Source organism: Kitasatospora phosalacinea (assembly GCF_000717185.1).
GTDB lineage: Bacteria > Actinomycetota > Actinomycetes > Streptomycetales > Streptomycetaceae > Kitasatospora > Kitasatospora phosalacinea_A.
The window spans coordinates 40,532-57,771 of sequence record NZ_JNYE01000011.1; the positions used below are offsets into that span (position 1 = coordinate 40,532).

Here is a 17,240-nt window from a genome sequence, read left to right on the forward strand (position 1 = left end):
GCAAGGTGCTGGAGGTTCCGTGGACCTGTCCCTGTCGACCCGTACTGTCGGCGATCGCACGGTCGTCGAGGTTGGCGGCGAGATCGATGTGTACACCGCCCCCAAGTTGCGCGAGCAGCTTGTCGAGCTCGTCAACGACGGCAACTACCACTTGGTCGTGGACATGGAGGGCGTCGACTTCCTCGACTCCACCGGTCTCGGTGTGCTGGTCGGCGGCCTGAAGCGGGTGCGTGCGCACGAGGGTTCGCTGCGCCTGGTGTGCAACCAGGAGCGCATCCTCAAGATTTTCCGGATCACCGGTCTGACCAAGGTGTTCCCGATCCACAACTCGGTGGACGAGGCCGTCGCCGCGACCGACTGACGACTCGTCGTCGATCGGCCGTTCCAACCGAATCACCTCGATCGACCGTCGCCGGTCGGCCGGGCCCAGTGCCCTGCCCGGCCGGCGTGGTCGGTGTCCCCGCTCCCGTCGCGCGGGCCGGTGCGTCCGGCGGCGGGGAGCAACCCCGGAGGGGAGACATGGCAACCGTCGAACTTCGATTCAGCGCGCTTCCCGAGCACGTGCGCACCGCCCGGCTGGTGGCCGCCGCGGTGGCCAGACGGGCCGGGGTGGACGAGTCGGTGCTCGACGAGTTGCGCCTCGCCGTCGGCGAGGCCTGCTCGCGCGCCGTGGCACTGCACCAGCGCAACGGCGTGGACGGCGCGGTCCGGGTGGCGCTCACCGAGCAGGAGAAGCGGTTCCTCATCGAGGTCGCCGACGAGGCCGGACCGGCGCACGCCGCCGGTGCCGCCGCGAACGGCGGTGACCCGGAGGACGAGGACGCGCTCGGCCTCGCGGTGATCACCGGCCTGGTCGAGGACGTCGAGGTCGGCAACGGCTCCGACGGCGGCGTGATCCGGATGAGCTGGCCGGTCACCCCGATCTCCGTCGCGGTCTGAATCCGTCGGACCCGTCGGACGCGCCGGACATGCTGGGCGGTCTTGCCGCGGGCGGCTGAGCCGTCGAGTCCCCGAGCCCTCGGGCCGTTCGGACCGCTGCACCGCCTCCGGCCACCGCTTCTCGCCACCGGGCCCGGTCACCGGCTTCGATTGCTGCTGCGCGGCCGGGGCCGGGGCCGGGTTCCGTCGTGCCGTGCTGCGGCCTGCCCGGCGGGCGGGGGCGGGCGGGCGTGTAGGTTCGCTGGCGATGCCCGGAGCCGGGTGTCAGTGACCGAAAGGGCCCCGGTGAAGAAGCGACTGGTGACCGTCCCCGCGCTCGGCGCGCTGCTCGCGCTCGCTGCGGTCGGCTGCTCCGCCGACGATTCGGCGGCGAAACTCGACGGCTGGGCGAAGAGCGTCTGCGACGCGGCCAAGGACCCGGTCGCGCAGTCCCGGGCGGCCCTCGCGGACACCGCGGACGTCAAGGAGGGCGAGTCCCCCGCCGACCTGCAGAAGCGGCTCTCCGCCGACCTGGCCTCGCTCGCCACCACCAACCAGCAGTTGGCCGACGCGGTGCAGAAGGCCGGTGCGCCGAAGATCGACGACGGGGCGAAGGTCCAGCAGGACGCCGTCAACGAGCTGAAGCAGGTCGCGCAGGGCTACCTGGACGCGCAGAAGAAGCTCGACGGGCTGGCCAGCACCGACCAGGCCAAGTTCGCGGACGGGCTGCACAGCGTCGGCGACCAGGTGCAGCAGCTCTCCCAGGTGTCCACCTCCGCGCTGGCCACCCTGCAGAGCGGCGACCTCGGCGACGCGATGAAGAAGCAGCCCGGCTGCAAGGCCGGTGCCGCGGGGACGGGCACGGCCTCCACGGATCCGGCCTCCGCCGAGCCGTCCTCCGGCGCGCCCGGCGCCGCGACCCCCGGCGACGGCGCCTCTCCGGCCGACCCGGCGGCCTCCGGCGCCCCGTCCGGGGACGCCGCGCAGTCCGGTCCGCCCTCGCCCGTCAAGAGCTGAGGCTCCGCTCCGAGGCCGGTACCCGGCGTCGGCGCCCGGCGTCGGGGTCCGAGACCCACACTCGGAGCCGGTGCGCAGCGCCGGTGCGCAGGGCCGGCCGCCCGGGTTGACTCCCCGTCAGGGCAGTCGCCACCCGTCCGGCGGGGCGGGGCCAGTCGCCACCCGTCCGGCGGGGCGGGTGGGGTGCCGGACGGGGGAGAATGGCGGGGTGACGAACAGCCCCGTTCTTGATTCCGGCCGGATGGCGGAGTTCCGCGAAGCGCTGCTGAGCGCCTCCTTCACCGCCGACGGACTGCTGGACCTGCTCGGCCCGACCGCGTACGCGGCGCTGGCCCGGAGCGAGGCCGTTCCCGCGCTGCGGGCGACCCGCGGCGCCTCGCCGCTGGAGACCCTGGTGCGGCTGTTCCTGCTGCAGCGGCCGGTGTCCGCGGCCGCGGCGGCCGCCGCGCTGCCGGGCGGCGGACTGCTGGACGGCCTGCTGGCCGACGGCTGGCTGGCGGCCGACGGGGACGGGCTGCGCGCCACCGTGGACGTGCGGCCGTACGCCGACGAGGTGGCCGGGCTGCCCAGCGCCGACGCCTGGGTGGTGTCCGACCTGGGCTGCGCGGTCGGCGGGGCGGGCGGGATCGGCTCGGGCCGGACGGCCGCCGGGGTCGAGCGGCGCGACCTGGTGCTCGGGGTGGGCGGGGCGTCCACCACGCTGGCCAACCTGACGGTGCGCCGACCGGTGCGCGAGGTGCTGGACCTGGGCTCCGGCTCCGGCGTGCAGGCCCTGCACGCGGCCCGGCACGCCCAGCGGGTCACCGCCACCGACCTCAACCCGCGCGCCCTGCACTTCACCCGGCTGACCGCCGCGCTCTCCGGCTTCGACCAGGTGGAGACCGCCGAGGGCAGCCTGTACGAGCCGGTCGGCGACCGTCGCTTCGACCTGATCGTCTCCAACCCGCCGTTCGTGATCTCCCCGGCGGGCCGGTTCACCTACCGGGACGGCGGGATGGCCGGCGACGAGCTGTGCCGCAGCGTGGTCCGCGGCGCGGCCGCCCACCTGGCCCCCGGCGGCTACTGCCAGCTGCTGGCGAACTGGCAGCACGTCAAGGGCGAGGACTGGCACGACCGGCTGGCCGGGTGGGTGGCCGGCACCGGCCTGGACGCCTGGGTGGTGCAGCGCGAGGTGCAGGACGTCGCGCAGTACGCCGAGCTGTGGCTGCGCGACGGCGGCGACCACCGCGGCGAGGAGTACGCCGCCCGCTACGAGGAGTGGCTGGACGGCTTCGAGGCGGCGGGCGTCGAGGGCATCGGCTTCGGCTGGATCACCCTGCGGGCCTCCGGCGCGGCCGAGCCCGTGGTGCGGATCGAGGAGTGGCCGCACCCCGTCGAGCAGCCGCTCGGCCCGCACATCGAGGAGTGGTTCGCCCGGCAGGACTTCCTGCGCGCCCACGACGACGCCGGGCTGCTCGCCGCCCGCTACCTGCTCGCCGACGAGGTGGTCCAGGAGCAGATCGGCGACCCCGGCTCGGAGGACCCGGAGCACGTGGTCCTCCGGCACAACCGGGGCATGCGCCGGGCCACCAAGGTCGACACGGTCGGTGCGGGCTTCGTCGGCGTCTGCGACGGCACCCTCGCCGCCGGGGAGATCGTCGACGCGATCGCCCAACTGCTCGGCGAGGACGCGGCGCAGCTGCGCGAGCGGGTGCCCGAGTCGCTGCGGCTGCTCACCGAGCAGGGCTTCGTCGAACCGGTGCGCTGATCCCGCCCGCTCCCGCCTACTCCCGTCCGCTCCCGTCCGCTCCCGACCGTCGCACCAGGAGACGCCGGGACGCGCCGGGACGCGCCGGGACGCGCCGGGACGCGCCGGGACACGCCCGGCCGCGCCCGGCCGCGGTGACGTTGATCACCGTGCGGGGCCGCCGCCGCGCGCGGGCGGTGACCTGCGCGGCCCGGTCTCGTTGGGCAGGGCGGTCGGCCGCCGTCGGCGGCGTGTTCACCTCGTCGTTCCCCGCGCGTGGCCGGGCGTAATCCGGGTGTCCGCCGTCGGTTTTCCACCGGGTGCCAGGGTGCTGTCCACAGGCTGTGGAAGCGCGGGGGAGGACCGGGGTGGAGACGCCGACGACGCTGGTGGGCGGGGCGGTCCTGACGGTCTTCGGGAGCGCGCTGCTGCTGTGGTGCGCCGTGGAACTGCGCCTTCGCCACCACCTGCGCCGACGCGGCGTGCCCGCCACCGCGCAGGTGGTGGCCGATCCGGACCGGGGCGCCGCGATGGACAGCAGCCCGCTGCTGTCCTACCCGGTGGGGGTGCCGGACGCCCGCACCGGCGGCGCCGCGGGCGTCGGCCCCGGGGCGGCCCGCGGGACCGTCCGCGGGATCGTCCACGAACTGCATCCGGTCGCCGGGGCGGGCGGGCCGGGAGAGTCGGCCGAGCCGTACCGGTCGGTGTCGGCCCGGCCGCGGGGCGGCACGCCGCTGCGGCGGCCGGCCGGGTTGGCGCCGGGCGCGGCCGTGCAGGTCGCCTACGACCCGCGCCGGCCGGACCGGGTGGTGCTGGCCGCGCACGAGGACCTGCCCTCGCTGCCCGCTGACCTGTTCTGGGTGCTGCTCGCCACGTCCGCGCTGGCCGGAGGCCTGACGCTGCTGGCCGTGGCGCTGCGCTGAGGCGGCCCCGGCCGGGGTCGCGGAGCGCGTCGGCCGGTCGCGGAACGCGCTCCTCCGGTTCTGCGGAGCGGGGGCGTCCGTCGGCCCCGGGGTCGGGTTCCGGCCGTTCGGCGGCGGCCCGGACGGGACCCGGTGACGGGCGTGGTGCCGGGGAAAGACATGCCCCGGGGCCTGCCATCGGGTTACCGTTCGAGTGGCGTCGGTCGGCCTTGCCGGTGAAAAAGCAGGTTCCGTCCGTTTGACAAGGGTGGCCGGGGTACGGTCACACTCCGCTGGTGGGTCCGTCGCGCTGCGGCAGCCCAGGAGCTGCTGCGGCAGCCCAGGAGCTTTGGTAAACGACCGGGAGAGAAGAGCGAAGGTGTCCCCGAGCAGCGAGACCGCGCACGGCAAGCGACTCGTCATCGTCGAGTCGCCGGCCAAGGCCAAGACGATCAAGGGCTACCTCGGGCCCGGCTACATCGTCGAGGCCAGTGTCGGTCACATCCGCGACCTGCCCGGCACGGCCGCCGAGGTCCCGGACGAGTACACCGGCGAGGTGCGCCGCCTCGGCGTCGACGTGGACCACGACTTCGCTCCGATCTACGTGGTGAACCCGGACAAGAAGTCCCAGGTCACCAAGTTGAAGTCGCTGCTGAAGGAGTCCGACGAGCTCTTCCTCGCCACCGATGAGGACCGCGAGGGCGAGGCCATCGCGTGGCACCTGCAGGAAGTGCTCAAGCCCAAGGTGCCGGTGCACCGGATGGTCTTCCACGAGATCACCAAGGACGCGATCCAGGAGGCCGTGCGCAACCCGCGGCACCTGAACAAGCGCCTGGTCGACGCGCAGGAGACCCGCCGCATCCTGGACCGCCTCTACGGCTACGAGGTCTCCCCGGTGCTGTGGAAGAAGGTCATGCCGAAGCTCTCGGCGGGCCGCGTCCAGTCGGTGGCCACCCGCCTGGTGGTCGAGCGCGAGCGCGAGCGGATCGCCTTCACCTCGGCCTCGTACTGGGACCTGGTCGGCACCTTCGGCACCTTCGGCACCGGCCGCACCTCCGCCGACGCGGCGAACCCGGAGTCCTTCGGGGCCCGCCTGGTCTCGGTCGACGGCAAGCGGGTCGCCACCGGCCGCGACTTCGGCCCGGACGGCCGCCTGAAGAGCGCCGCGACCACCCTGCACCTGGACGAGCAGGCCGCCCGCGCGCTGGCCGCCGGGCTGCAGCAGACCTCGTTCAGCGTCCGCAGCGTCGAGTCCAAGCCGTACCGCCGCTCCCCGTACGCGCCGTTCCGCACCACCACGCTGCAGCAGGAGGCCAGCCGCAAGCTGGGCTTCGGCGCGAAGCGGACCATGCAGGTGGCGCAGAAGCTGTACGAGAACGGCTTCATCACCTACATGCGCACCGACTCGACCACGCTGTCGGAGACCGCGGTCACCGCGGCCCGCGTCCAGGTCACCCAGCTGTACGGGGCCGACTACCTGCCGTCCGCGCCGCGCACCTACGCCTCCAAGGTGAAGAACGCGCAGGAGGCGCACGAGGCGATCCGCCCGTCCGGGGACCGCTTCCGCACGCCCGCCGAGACCGGGCTGGGCGGCGACGACTTCCGGCTGTACGAGCTGATCTGGATGCGCACCGTCGCCTCCCAGATGAAGGACGCGGTCGGCCAGTCGGTGACCGTCAAGGTCGGCGGCCGGTCCGCCGACGGGCGGGACGCCGAGTTCTCCGCCTCCGGCAAGATCATCACCTTCCACGGCTTCCTGAAGGCCTACGTCGAGGGCGCGGACGACCCGAACGCCGAGCTGGACGACCGCGAGCGCCGCCTGCCGCAGGTCGCCGAGGGCGACCCGCTGGCCGCCGAGAAGCTCACCCCCGAGGGCCACGCCACCAAGCCGCCGGCCCGCTACACCGAGGCCTCGCTGGTCAAGGAGCTGGAGGACCGGGAGATCGGCCGCCCGTCCACCTACGCCTCGATCATCGACACGATCATCAACCGCAAGTACGTGTTCAAGAAGGGCACCGCCCTGGTGCCGTCCTTCTTGTCCTTCGCGGTGGTCAACCTGCTGGAGAAGCACTTCGGCCGCCTGGTCGACTACGACTTCACCGCGAAGATGGAGGACGACCTCGACCGGATCGCGGCCGGCCAGGCCGAGTCCGTGCCGTGGCTCAAGCGCTTCTACTTCGGCGTGGGCGAGGCCGGTGCGGCGGTCGGCGGCGCGGTCGGCGGCGCCGCCGACGCGGGCAACGGCGACGGCGACCACCTCGGCGGCCTCAAGGAGCTCGTCACCGACCTCGGCGCGATCGACGCCCGGGAGATCAGCTCCTTCCCGATCGGCGACGGCATCGTGCTCCGGGTCGGCCGCTTCGGCCCGTACGTGGAGCGCCCGGCCGCCGTCGAGGGCGAGCCCGGCCAGCGCGCCGACGTCCCCGAGGACCTGCCGCCGGACGAGCTGACCGTCGGGCTCGCCGAGGAGCTGTTCGCCAAGCCCAGCGGCGAGCGCGAGCTCGGCACCGACCCGGTCAGCGGCAACCCGCTGGTCGCCAAGGCCGGCCGGTACGGCCCGTACGTCACCGAGGTGCTGCCCGAGGGCACGCCGAAGACCGGCAAGAACGCCGTCAAGCCGCGCACCGCGTCGCTGTTCAAGTCGATGGACCTGGACACCGTCACGCTGGAGGACGCGCTGAAGCTGCTGTCGCTGCCGCGGGTCGTCGGCGCCGACGCCGAGGGCAACGAGATCACCGCGCAGAACGGCCGCTACGGCCCGTACCTCAAGCGCGGCACCGACTCGCGCTCGCTCACCAGCGAGGACCAGCTGCTGTCCATCACCCTGGACGAGGCGCTGGCCATCTACGCCCAGCCCAAGGCGCGCGGGCGGGCCGCCGCCGCGCCGCCGCTCAAGGAGCTCGGCAACGACCCGGTCAGCGAGCGGCCCGTGGTGGTCAAGGACGGCCGGTTCGGCCCGTACGTCACCGACGGGGAGACCAACGCGACGCTCCGCAAGGACGACGAGGTCGAGACCATCACCCCCGAGCGGGCCTACGAGCTGCTCGCCGAGAAGCGCGCCCGCGGGCCGGTGAAGAAGACCGCCAAGAAGGCCCCGGCGAAGAAGGCCGCGGCCACCAAGACGGCGGCCAAGAAGACCACCACGGCCAAGAAGGCCGCCGCGAAGAAGACCACGGCGGTCAAGAAGACGGCCACCGAGACGGCGGCGAAGAAGACCACCGCCAAGGCCGCGGCGGCCCCGGAGACCGGCGCCGCGGGCGGCGGTTCCGAGGAGAGTTGACGGACACTCCGTAACGGGCCTGTTCGAATCCGGGCAGGCCCGTTAAGGGAGGGCACCCGCACTCGCTACGCTGACCGTATGACGAGCGAGGAGCTGCCCCCCACCGCACGCACCGCCGCCCCCGGCCTCCCCGGGGCCGCCCCCGCCGGGACGCCCGGCGAGCGGGCCCGTGCGCTGCTGAGGCTGCGGCCCTACCGGAAACTCTGGACCACCCAGCTGCTCGGCGGGACGGCCGACCGGCTGACCGTCCTGGTGCTGGTGCCGCTCACCGTGGTGGCCGCCGCGCTCGGCGGCCAGTTCGGGCACGGCTACCGGGCGCTCGCGCTCGCCGTCGCCGCGCTGTTCGCGGCCCGGCTGTTCGCCACCGGGCTGCTCGGCGCGGTCCTGCTCGGCCCCGTCCACGCGCTGGTCGGCGGCAAGCTCGACCGCCGCTGGAGCCTGCTCGGCGCCGACCTGTTCCGCGCCCTGCTGATCGGCCTGGCCCCCTGGTGGGCCGTCTGGTCGCCCGGCTCGGCCACCTGGCTGCTGCTCGGCACCGCCTTCCTGGCCGGCGCCGCCGAACGGGTCTGGACCATCGGCAAGGCCGCTGCCGTCCCCGGCCTGCTGGCCGTCCCCGAACAGCCCGGGCCGCCGTCCGCCGCCGCGCTGGACGCCGTCCGCACCCTCGACGCCCGCACCGGCTGGGCCGCGCTGCCGCTGGCCGCCGCGGGGCTGGTCGGCCTCACCCTGCTCAACAACGTGCTCGCCGCGCTCGGCCTGGACTGGCTGCGCACGCACCAGCTCACCGTCGCCGGGCTCGGCGCCGCCGCGCTGTTCGCCACCAACGCCGCGCTGCTGTACCTCCAGGAGCTGCCCGCCGGGGCGAGCGCCGCACCGCGCTCCCCGCTGCAGGGCCTGCGCGCGCCCACCGACGCCACGCCCGGTCCGTCCCTGAAGAAGGGCCGCACCGGCTCCGCCCCGTACTTCACCTTCTCGATCGCCGCCGCGTACGCCTCGATGGCCGGGGTCGCCGCGCTCGGCCTGCTCACCGCGGGCGAGCACCTGGCCGGGCCGATCGGCTACGGCCTGCTGGTGCTGGCCGCCGCGGGCGCCCCCGCGATCGGCGTCCGGCTCAGCCGGGCCACCCTGCCCGGCCTGTCCCGCCGCCGACTGCTGGCCCTCGGCCTGGTCACCTCCGGCGTGGCGCTGATCCTGGCCGGGCTCGTCCTCGACTTCGTCCTGGTGCTGCTGTTCACCGTGCTGGCCGGGCTGGCCGCGGGCGTGGTCATCGCCACCGGGCGCGGCCTGCTCGCCCAGGAGATCGAGGAGATCCGGCTCGGCAAGGTCACCGAGCACCTGTACGCCGTCCTGCGGACCGTCGTCGGCGCCGCCCTGGTCGGCATGCCGCTGCTGGCCGCCGCGTACGGGCAGGTCTCCCTCGGCGAGGTCGGCCGCGGCCACTTCACCTTCATCCACGACGGCGCCGCGCTCGCCGTCTCCACCGCCGGGCTGCTGACCCTGGTGCTGGCCGCCGTCGTGCTGCTCAAGACCGACGACCAGCGCGGCGTCGTCCCGTTCGGCCGCGAGCTGGCCCAGGCCGTCCGCGGCCGGGCCGAGGTCGCCCCGCACCGGGCCGCCGGCCAGGGCTACTTCATCGCCCTGGAGGGCGGCGACGGCGCCGGCAAGTCCACCCAGGCGCAGGCGCTGGCCGAGTGGATCCGCGCCAAGGGCCACGAGGTCGTCCTCACCCGCGAACCCGGCGGCTCCCCGATCGGGCAGCGGCTGCGCGCCCTCGTCCTGGACGTCGGCAACACCGGGCTCTCGCACCGGGCCGAGGCGCTGATCTACGCCGCCGACCGGGCCGAGCACGTCGAGAACGTCATCCGCCCCGCCCTGGAGCGCGGCGCGGTCGTCATCACCGACCGGTACATGGACTCCTCCATCGCCTACCAGGGCGCCGGGCGCGACCTCGCCGCCACCGAGGTCGCCCGGATCTCCCGCTGGGCCACCGGCGGGCTCGTCCCCGACCTGACGGTCGTCCTGGACGTCGACCCGACCGCCGCCCGCGACCGCTTCACCGAGGCGCTCGACCGGCTGGAGTCCGAGCCCACCGAGTTCCACCAGCGGGTCCGCTCCGGGTTCCTGGCGCTCGCCGCCGCCGACCCGGCCCGCTACCTGGTCGTCGACGGCACCCAGGCCCCCGCCGTCGTCACCACCGCGATCCGGCACCGGCTCGACCGCGAACTGCCGCTCTCCAGCCAGGAGAAGGTCGCCAAGGCCGAGCAGGAGCGCAAGGCCCGCGAGGAGGCCGCCCGGCGCGCCGCCGAGGCCGAGGCCGCCCGCAAGGCCGCCGAGGAGGCCGAGCGCAAGCGCCTCGAACTGCTGGAGCAGCTGCGCGCCGAGCAGGCCGAGAAGGACCGGCTCGCCGCCGAGGAAGCCGCCCGCGCCGAGGCCGAGGCCGCCCGCAAGGCCGCCGAGACCGCCCGGCTCGCCGCCGAGGCGGAGGCCGCGCGCCGCGCCGAGGAGGACGCGAAGCGGCGCGCCGAGGAGGCCGCCCGGGCCGAGGCGGCGGCGGAGGCGGCCCGCAAGGCCGCGGCCGAGGAGGCCGCCCGGGTCGAGTTCGCCCGCCAGCGCGAGCTGCAGCGGGAGGAGCAGCGGCGGCGCGCCGAGGAGGCGCTGCAGCGGGCGGAGGCCGCGCGGCGGGCCGCGGAGGCGGGGGCGGCCGCGGCGCTCGCGGCGGAGGCTCCGGCTCCGGCTCCGGCGCGGGCCGACGAGACCGCGGTGCTGCCGAAGGTCGAAGCGGAGGGCGGGGACGCGGACACCACCCGGGAACTGCCCAAGCCCGCGCCGGTCGCTCCGGGGACCTCTCCGGCGGCCGCTCCGGGGGTTGCTCCGGGGGTCGACGAGACCGCGGTGCTGCCGGTGGTCGCGGACGAGGACCGGGCCGGGGACGTCGAGGAGACGGCCGTGCTGCCCAAGGCGGACGACCCGACCGCGCGGGTGCCCAAGGGCCTGTTCCGGGACGAGCCCGACTCCACGCAGACCCGCGAGCTGCGGCCCCGGCCGGAGTGGGCCGAGGAGACGCCGCTCGACGACCTGCCCAGCCTGACCGACAGCCTGCTCGGCTCCCGCGAGGAGTGGGCCCGCTGGGAGACGGACGAGCCCGAGGACGGGACGGACGAGCAGCCGAAGAAGGGTGGCTGGCGCCGCCGCAAGGACTAGGCCCTGCTGCTCGGCCGGGAACGGAACGGCGCAGTGGGTGCGGCGAGGTCGCGACGGGACGGCAGGTGTCACTGCCCGCGTCGCGGCCTCGTTGCACGTGCGGCCCCTGCCGGGCCGGGGCTGTCCCCGGGCGGGGTTAGGCTCGGCGGGCGGGCCAGGGCGGCGGGAGCGGGAGCGGGAGCGGCGGGAACGGCGGTAGCGGTGGCATCGGTGACGAGGAGCGCGGCGTGAGTGTGTGGGACGACCTGGTGGGGCAGGACCGGGTGGTCGAGCAGTTGCAGGCGGCGGCGCGGGCGGCCCGGGCGAGCGTGCTGGCGGGGCGGGGGGAGGCCCCGGCGGGGAACGCCTCGCTGATGACGCACGCCTGGCTGTTCACCGGCCCGCCCGGGGCCGGGCAGGTGACGGCGGCGCGGGCGTTCGCGGCGGCGCTGCAGTGCACCAGCCCGGACTTGGAACTGGGCGGGGTGCCGGGCTGCGGGTTCTGCGACGGCTGCCACACCGTGCTGTCGGGCAGCCACGCGGACGTGAAGCAGGTGCGGACGGACGGCCTGTCGATCGGCGTCGGCGACATGCGCGACCTGGTGCTGCGGGCCGCGAGCTACCCGACCGGCGGCCGCTGGTCGGTGATCCTGGTGGACGCCGCGCACCGGCTGACCGAGGCGGCGGCGAACGCGCTGCTGAAGGGCGTCGAGGAGCCCTCGCCGCGGACGGTGTGGCTGCTGTGCGCCCCGTCGGTGCAGGACGTGCTGCCGACGATCCGCTCGCGCTGCCGCCTGCTGGTGCTGCGCACGCCCGCCGCGGAGGCGGTCGCCGACATGCTGGTGCGGCGGGACGGGGTGGAGCCGGAGGCGGCCCGGATCGCGGCGCTGGCCGGGCAGGGCGACATCGACCGGTCGCGGCGCCTCGCGGTGGACGAGCAGGCCCGGGCGCGCCGGGCCGAGGTGCTGCGGATCCCGCTGGAGGTCGCCGACCTGGGCGGCTGCCTGGCGGCCGCCCAGCGGCTGGTGGACACCGCGAAGGCGGACGCCGAGGCGCTGGCCGAGACCCAGGACGCCCGGGAGACCGAGGACCTGCGGGCCGCGTACGGCGCCGCGGAGGGCAGCCGGGCGCCGCGCGGCATGGCCGGTGCGGTCAAGGAACTGGAGAAGCGGCAGAAGAGCCGGGCCACCCGGACCCGCCGCGAGACGCTGAACGTGGCGCTGGGCGACCTGCTGGGCTTCTACCGGGACGTGCTGGCCCTGCAGTTGGGCGCGGGCGGGGCGCTGGCCAACGACGACCAGCGCCCGGCGCTGCAGCGGGTCGCGGGCCAGGGCGCGGCGGAGAACACGCTGCGCCGGATCGAGGCGGTGCTGGCCTGCCGCCGGGCGCTGGACCGGAACGTGGACCCGCTGCTGGCGGTGGAGGCGATGACGGTGGCGCTGCGGGCGGGCTGAGCCCCGGTCCGTCCGCGGCGTCCGGCCGTCGCTCGTTCGAGTGAACGTGCGGAGACGCCCGTACCGCCCCCGGGCGAGTGGGCACCTGGTCTTGCACCCTGTGCACTGACCACGCGCCCGCGTCCGGCGGCCGGTCCTTCCCCGAGGTGGTGCGTCCCCATGCCCCGTTCGCTCCTCGTCCTGTCGTTGCTGGTGGCGGTGGTGGCGGGCAGTTGGCTCGCCCGGTCGGCGATGGTGCGCTGGCGGGACCTGCGGGCCGCGCAGACGTACGAGCTGGCGGCGGAGGTGCGGCCGGTGCTGGTGCGGGCGTCCGCGGCGGCGCTGTGCCTGACGTGCGTGAGCGCGCTGGGGGTGGCGGTGCTGCTGGGGGAGCGGGGCGGGCGCGGTGCGGTGCGGGCGGTCGCGGCGGAGGCGGGCGGTGCGGACCGGGCGGCGGCCCCTCCGCCGCTGTCGGTGCAGTCGGTGCAGTCGGTGCCGTCGCGGTCGGCGGCGTCCGGGGCGTCCGGGGCTTCGGCGGCCGCTGCGGTGGCGTTCGCGAGCGTGGGCCGGGCGGCGGGCGGGGAGCTGATGCAGGGTTCGGTGCCCGGGCCGGACGGGCGGGCCCGGACGGTGCGGGTGTGGCTGCCCGCCGAGTACGGGAAGAGCACGGCGGAGCGGTTCCCGGTGATCGTGCTGCACTCCGGGACGCCCGGGCGGACCGCCGACGCCGACCTGCCGGACGTGTTCGACGGGGTGGCGTCGGCGGTGCAGCAGGGCAAGGCGCGCCCGTTCGTGGTGGTCGCCCCCGAGGCGCCCGGCGGCACCGGCCACCCCTGCGACCTGGTGGCCGCCGCCCCGCAGGCGGTCGCGGACGACGCGGCGCTGCGCTCCGCCGTCGGCGCGGCCTTCCGCACCCTGCCGGCCGGCCCCGCGGGCTGGAGCGTGCTCGGCGTGGACGACGGCGCCCCCTGCGCGGCCGCGGCCGGACTGGCCCGGCCCGACCTGTACGGGGCGGCCGCGGCGGTCTCCGGCCGGTACGACGCGCGGGCGCTGGTCGGGGCGGCGGCGGAGGCGCCCGGCGCGGTGACGGCGCGGCTGCTGCTGGCCGCGGCGAAGCGGGACACGGACGGGCTGGCCTCCGGGCGGGCCGTGCAGGCGGCGCTGCGGGACGCCAAGGCGCGGGCGCAGGTGCGGACCTCGGAGGTGGTGCAGGACTACACGCCGGAGCGGGAGCGGCTGCGGCTGGTGCGGGTCGCGGTGCAGTACCTGGCGGAGGGGCTGCCCAAGTAGCGGGCGGTCGTCGCGCGGTGGGGCGCTGGGGGAGGGCCGGGTCGTGCGGTGTGGTGCCGACGTGGCGCCGACGTGGTGCGGGGGTTGGGCCGTTCGGCGCGGGGCGGTGGTGCGATCGGCGGCGTGCCGGTCGGCCGGGCGGGGTGGTGCCCGGGCGGGTCGCCGGGCGTGGCGGTGCTGCCCGCTAGGCTCGGCCTCCCGGTGTCGGCCCCGGCTGCCGCGCCGTTCCCCAGGGGAGAGGACCCACCTTCATGAGTGTCGCCCGGAGCCGTCGGTCGGCGTCCGCCGCCGTGCTGGCCGCCGCCCTGTCGCTGCTGCTGGCGGGTTGCACCTCCGGGCACCCGGCCTCGTCCGGCACCCCGTCCGGCAGCCCGGACAGCTCCACCGACAGCGTGGCGACCGGCGCGCCCGCGCCCGGGGCCACCCCGCTGGAGCCGCTGCCGGTCGAGCGGTCGGCCGACCTGGACCGGTACTACGCGCAGGAGTTGAGCTGGCGGGCGTGCGACTCCGGTTTCGAGTGCGCGACCTTCAAGGTGCCGCTGGACTACGCGCACCCGGGCGGGCAGGACGTGGAGCTGTCGGTGGCCCGCAAGCCCGCGGGCGACCCGGCGCACCGGATCGGTTCGCTGCTGCTCAACCCGGGCGGGCCGGGCGGTTCGGCGGTCGACTACCTGGAGCGGGTCGCGGCGCGCTACGACGCGGGGGTGCGCTCCGACTACGACCTGGTCGGCTTCGACCCGCGCGGGGTCGGGCGCTCGGCGCCGATCACCTGCCTGCCCGGCAGCCGGATGGACGCGTACACCGCCGTCGACCTCACCCCCGACGACCAGGGCGAGGTCGACGCGGTGGTGAAGGCCGACAGGGAGTTCGCGGACGGCTGCCGGGCCGAGGCGGGCGACCTGCTGGGCCACGTCTCCACCGTGGAGGCGGCCCGCGACATGGACGTGCTGCGGGAGCTGGTCGGCGACCGGAAGCTCAACTACGTCGGCAAGTCGTACGGCACCTTCCTCGGCGCGACGTACGCGGGCCTGTTCCCGAGCCGGGTCGGCAAGGTCGTCCTGGACGGCGCGATGGACCCCTCGCTGGACGCCGCCACCGGGAACCTCACCCAGGCGGGCGGTTTCGAGACCGCCTGGACGGCGTTCGCCGAGGACTGCACCGCGCGCGACGACTGCCCCCTCGGCCGCAGCGTCGAGGAGGCCGGGAAGAAGCTCACCGCGCTGTTCGCGCAGCTCGACGCGCACCCGCTCCCCACCGAGCAGAACCGGCCGCTGACCGAGCCCCAGGCGCTCACCGGCGTCGCCGAGGCGATGTACGCCGAGTCGCTCTGGTCCTACCTGCGCGAGGCGCTGACCACCGCCCGGGCGGGGGACGGCAGCGGGCTGCTCAAGCTCGCCGACAGCTACTACGGGCGCAACAGCGACGGCAGCTACGACAACCTGATGTACGCCAACATGTCGGTCAACTGCCTCGACCTGCCAGCCCCGTTCACCGACCCGGCCGCGGTCGCCGCCGCCGTTCCCGCCTTCGAGAAGGCCGCCCCGCACTTCGGCCGCAACATGGCCTGGATGGCGCTCGGCTGCGCGTACTGGCCGGACGGGGCCACCGGCGTCCCGCACACCGTCCGCGCCGCCGGGTCCGACCCGATCGTGGTCGTCGGCACCACCCGGGACCCGGCCACCCCGTACGCCTGGGCGAAGTCGCTGGCCGGGCAGCTGGAGGCCGGGCGGCTGCTCACCTACGAGGGCGACGGGCACACCGCGTACCAGCGGCAGAACGCCTGCATCGACGACGCGATCAACGGCTACCTGCTCGGCGGGCAGGCGCCCGCGAACGGGAAGGTCTGCAAGGACTGAACCCGGGCGGGCGGGGGGTGGGCGGTGCCCGCACCTCCGGGGGTGACAGGAGCATTTCGGGTCGACGGGGCTGGCGGATAGCATGGCGCAGCCCCAACGGCGCCCCCTGCCGCCTGCCCGCTCCCTGGAGACCGAAGTGCTCGGAGTCCACGACCTGGCCACCTACGTCCTCGGCGCACTGGCCATCGTCCTGCTGCCCGGACCCAACTCCCTCTACGTGCTCTCCGTCGCCGCCCGCCGGGGCGTCCGCACCGGCTACCGCGCGGCCTGCGGCGTCTTCCTCGGCGACCTCGTCCTGATCAGCCTCACCGCCCTCGGCGCGGCCTCCCTGCTCCGGGCCAACCCCGCGGTCTTCGCCGTGGTCAAGTTCGGCGGCGCCGCCTACCTGCTGTGGATCGGCTACGGCATGCTGCGGGCGGCCCGCCAGATGTGGCGCGAACGCGCCCTGGCCGAGGCCCCCGCCGAGGACGGCCCCGCCGCGGCGGACGGCGAGCGGCCGTTCCGCCGCGCGCTGATGATCAGCCTCTTCAACCCCAAGGCGATCCTCTTCCTGCTCTCCTTGGTTACCCCGAGTAAGACAGGATTGGCAGCTCATCATGCCTAGGATGATGAGCCGTCGTCAACCCTGCGGGTTTTCAGCCGTGTTGCAATCCTGCTAGGACGGCTCTGGCGGGAGCCGTCCTGAGCCCTGTCGTCGTTGAGATGGCGGTGTCAACGGAGATATTTAGGCTAGGGAAGCTGGCTTCGGGGATTGTTTCGAATGCGCAGGTTCTGGTCAAGCTTATTCAGCGCTTGGCATGTGACAACGCGCGATGTGAGGGTTTCGATCAGCAGGTCATTGGCTATCTGCTGTCGATAGATTCCGCTGCGCAGCATCGCCAAGGTAATCAAAAAGCCTGCCGCAAGCCAGCCGTTTCCTGCGGCGATTGTTAGGGCGGTGGCCAGGGCGCCAATCGCCAATCCGACATTGACGCGAAAATCGGCTTCTGATGCTTTTCGGTCATAGTCTTGAAAAAGGTCTGGCTTATCAACCTGTAGCCGGAGGGCGAGCGCCCGCAGGTCGCTTGTAACGTCAGCCAGTACCTGATCGGTGCGTGTTGGGTCTGCCATGAAGTCCTGCCAGCCCGAGGGGTCGGCCTCGCGTGCCATCTCTGAAATAAGAGTGTCCAATGAGGCGATCGAGCTTTGACTGACGGCTGGTGGCTTGCCGTCCCATCCGCCTGTTGGAATTCCGCGCAAGAGCTTCTGGGCTCGATTGTGGCCGACAATCCTCACTACGCCGCTGCGTATGGTGTCCGGCCTTACCTGAAAAAGGCTACCAATAAGGAAGGCCAGGAATGACAGGGCGGCCAGCAATGCTGGCTTTCCTGCGGCGTCAGCCAATTGGTAGGCGGAGAGCGCGACCCCTGACGAATTTTTATGCGAGGGGACGTGGCCATTAAGTGCGAACCACAGCGCGACTAGCCAGATGTAGCCAGTCGCTAGCGGGGCGCGGAGCTCTCGTAAGCCGGGAAGTAGGTTTGTAAGCACTGCGCCATCATCAACAGTGCGGATGTGAAACGCAAGAACTTCGACTGCGGCGGCCTGCCGGTTCCGTCTGCGCGTCGGGAGGGATGTTGCTTGGTGTCGCGACCGGCG

Annotated in this window: 11 protein-coding genes and 1 pseudogene; 11 read left to right on the forward strand and 1 reads right to left on the reverse strand. The window is 74.6% G+C overall.

Going from position 1 to position 17,240, the window contains the following annotated elements:
- Nucleotides 1-19 precede the first annotated feature (19 nt).
- The 11 genes and pseudogenes from bldG to leuE form a co-directional block, all read left to right on the forward strand.
- Nucleotides 20-361, forward strand: coding sequence for an anti-sigma factor antagonist BldG (gene bldG, locus OO57_RS06650; protein ID WP_014136695.1), 342 nt, complete (start codon nt 20-22; stop codon nt 359-361).
- 158 nt (nt 362-519) lie between these two features.
- Nucleotides 520-939, forward strand: a complete 420-nt coding sequence (locus OO57_RS06655; protein WP_033251352.1) for an ATP-binding protein — start codon at nt 520-522, stop codon at nt 937-939.
- 285 nt (nt 940-1,224) lie between these two features.
- Nucleotides 1,225-1,935, forward strand: a complete 711-nt coding sequence (locus OO57_RS06660) for a hypothetical protein (protein ID WP_033251353.1) — start codon at nt 1,225-1,227, stop codon at nt 1,933-1,935.
- A gap of 241 nt (nt 1,936-2,176) precedes the next feature.
- The gene (locus OO57_RS06665) at nt 2,177-3,682 is read left to right on the forward strand and encodes a DUF7059 domain-containing protein (protein ID WP_051776746.1); all 1,506 of its coding nucleotides are present in this window, start codon (nt 2,177-2,179) and stop codon (nt 3,680-3,682) included.
- Between the two features lie 347 nt (nt 3,683-4,029).
- Complete coding sequence (locus OO57_RS06670; RefSeq protein WP_033251355.1) at nt 4,030-4,584, forward strand: DUF3592 domain-containing protein; 555 nt, start codon at nt 4,030-4,032, stop codon at nt 4,582-4,584.
- 358 nt (nt 4,585-4,942) lie between these two features.
- Complete coding sequence (gene topA, locus OO57_RS06675; protein WP_033251356.1) at nt 4,943-7,843, forward strand: type I DNA topoisomerase; 2,901 nt, start codon at nt 4,943-4,945, stop codon at nt 7,841-7,843.
- A 78-nt stretch (nt 7,844-7,921) separates the two neighbouring features.
- Complete coding sequence (tmk, locus tag OO57_RS06680; protein ID WP_033251357.1) at nt 7,922-11,044, forward strand: dTMP kinase; 3,123 nt, start codon at nt 7,922-7,924, stop codon at nt 11,042-11,044.
- 227 nt (nt 11,045-11,271) lie between these two features.
- Entirely contained in the window at nt 11,272-12,477 is a 1,206-nt protein-coding gene (locus OO57_RS06685) for a DNA polymerase III subunit delta' (protein WP_033251358.1), read from the forward strand.
- A gap of 159 nt (nt 12,478-12,636) precedes the next feature.
- Nucleotides 12,637-13,746, forward strand: a complete 1,110-nt coding sequence (locus OO57_RS06690; protein WP_033251359.1) for a hypothetical protein — start codon at nt 12,637-12,639, stop codon at nt 13,744-13,746.
- Between the two features lie 251 nt (nt 13,747-13,997).
- Complete coding sequence (locus OO57_RS06695) at nt 13,998-15,602, forward strand: alpha/beta hydrolase (RefSeq protein WP_033251360.1); 1,605 nt, start codon at nt 13,998-14,000, stop codon at nt 15,600-15,602.
- Nucleotides 15,603-15,738: 136 nt separating this feature from the next.
- Nucleotides 15,739-16,161, forward strand: a pseudogene (leuE, locus tag OO57_RS06700) (leucine efflux protein LeuE); the annotation flags it as partial.
- Nucleotides 16,162-16,331: 170 nt separating this feature from the next.
- On the opposite strand, the gene OO57_RS43605 reads toward leuE, so the two are convergent.
- Nucleotides 16,332-16,958 (reverse strand): hypothetical protein, encoded by a 627-nt coding sequence (locus OO57_RS43605; protein ID WP_158715036.1) that lies wholly within the window; start codon nt 16,956-16,958, stop codon nt 16,332-16,334.
- Nucleotides 16,959-17,240 lie beyond the last annotated feature (282 nt).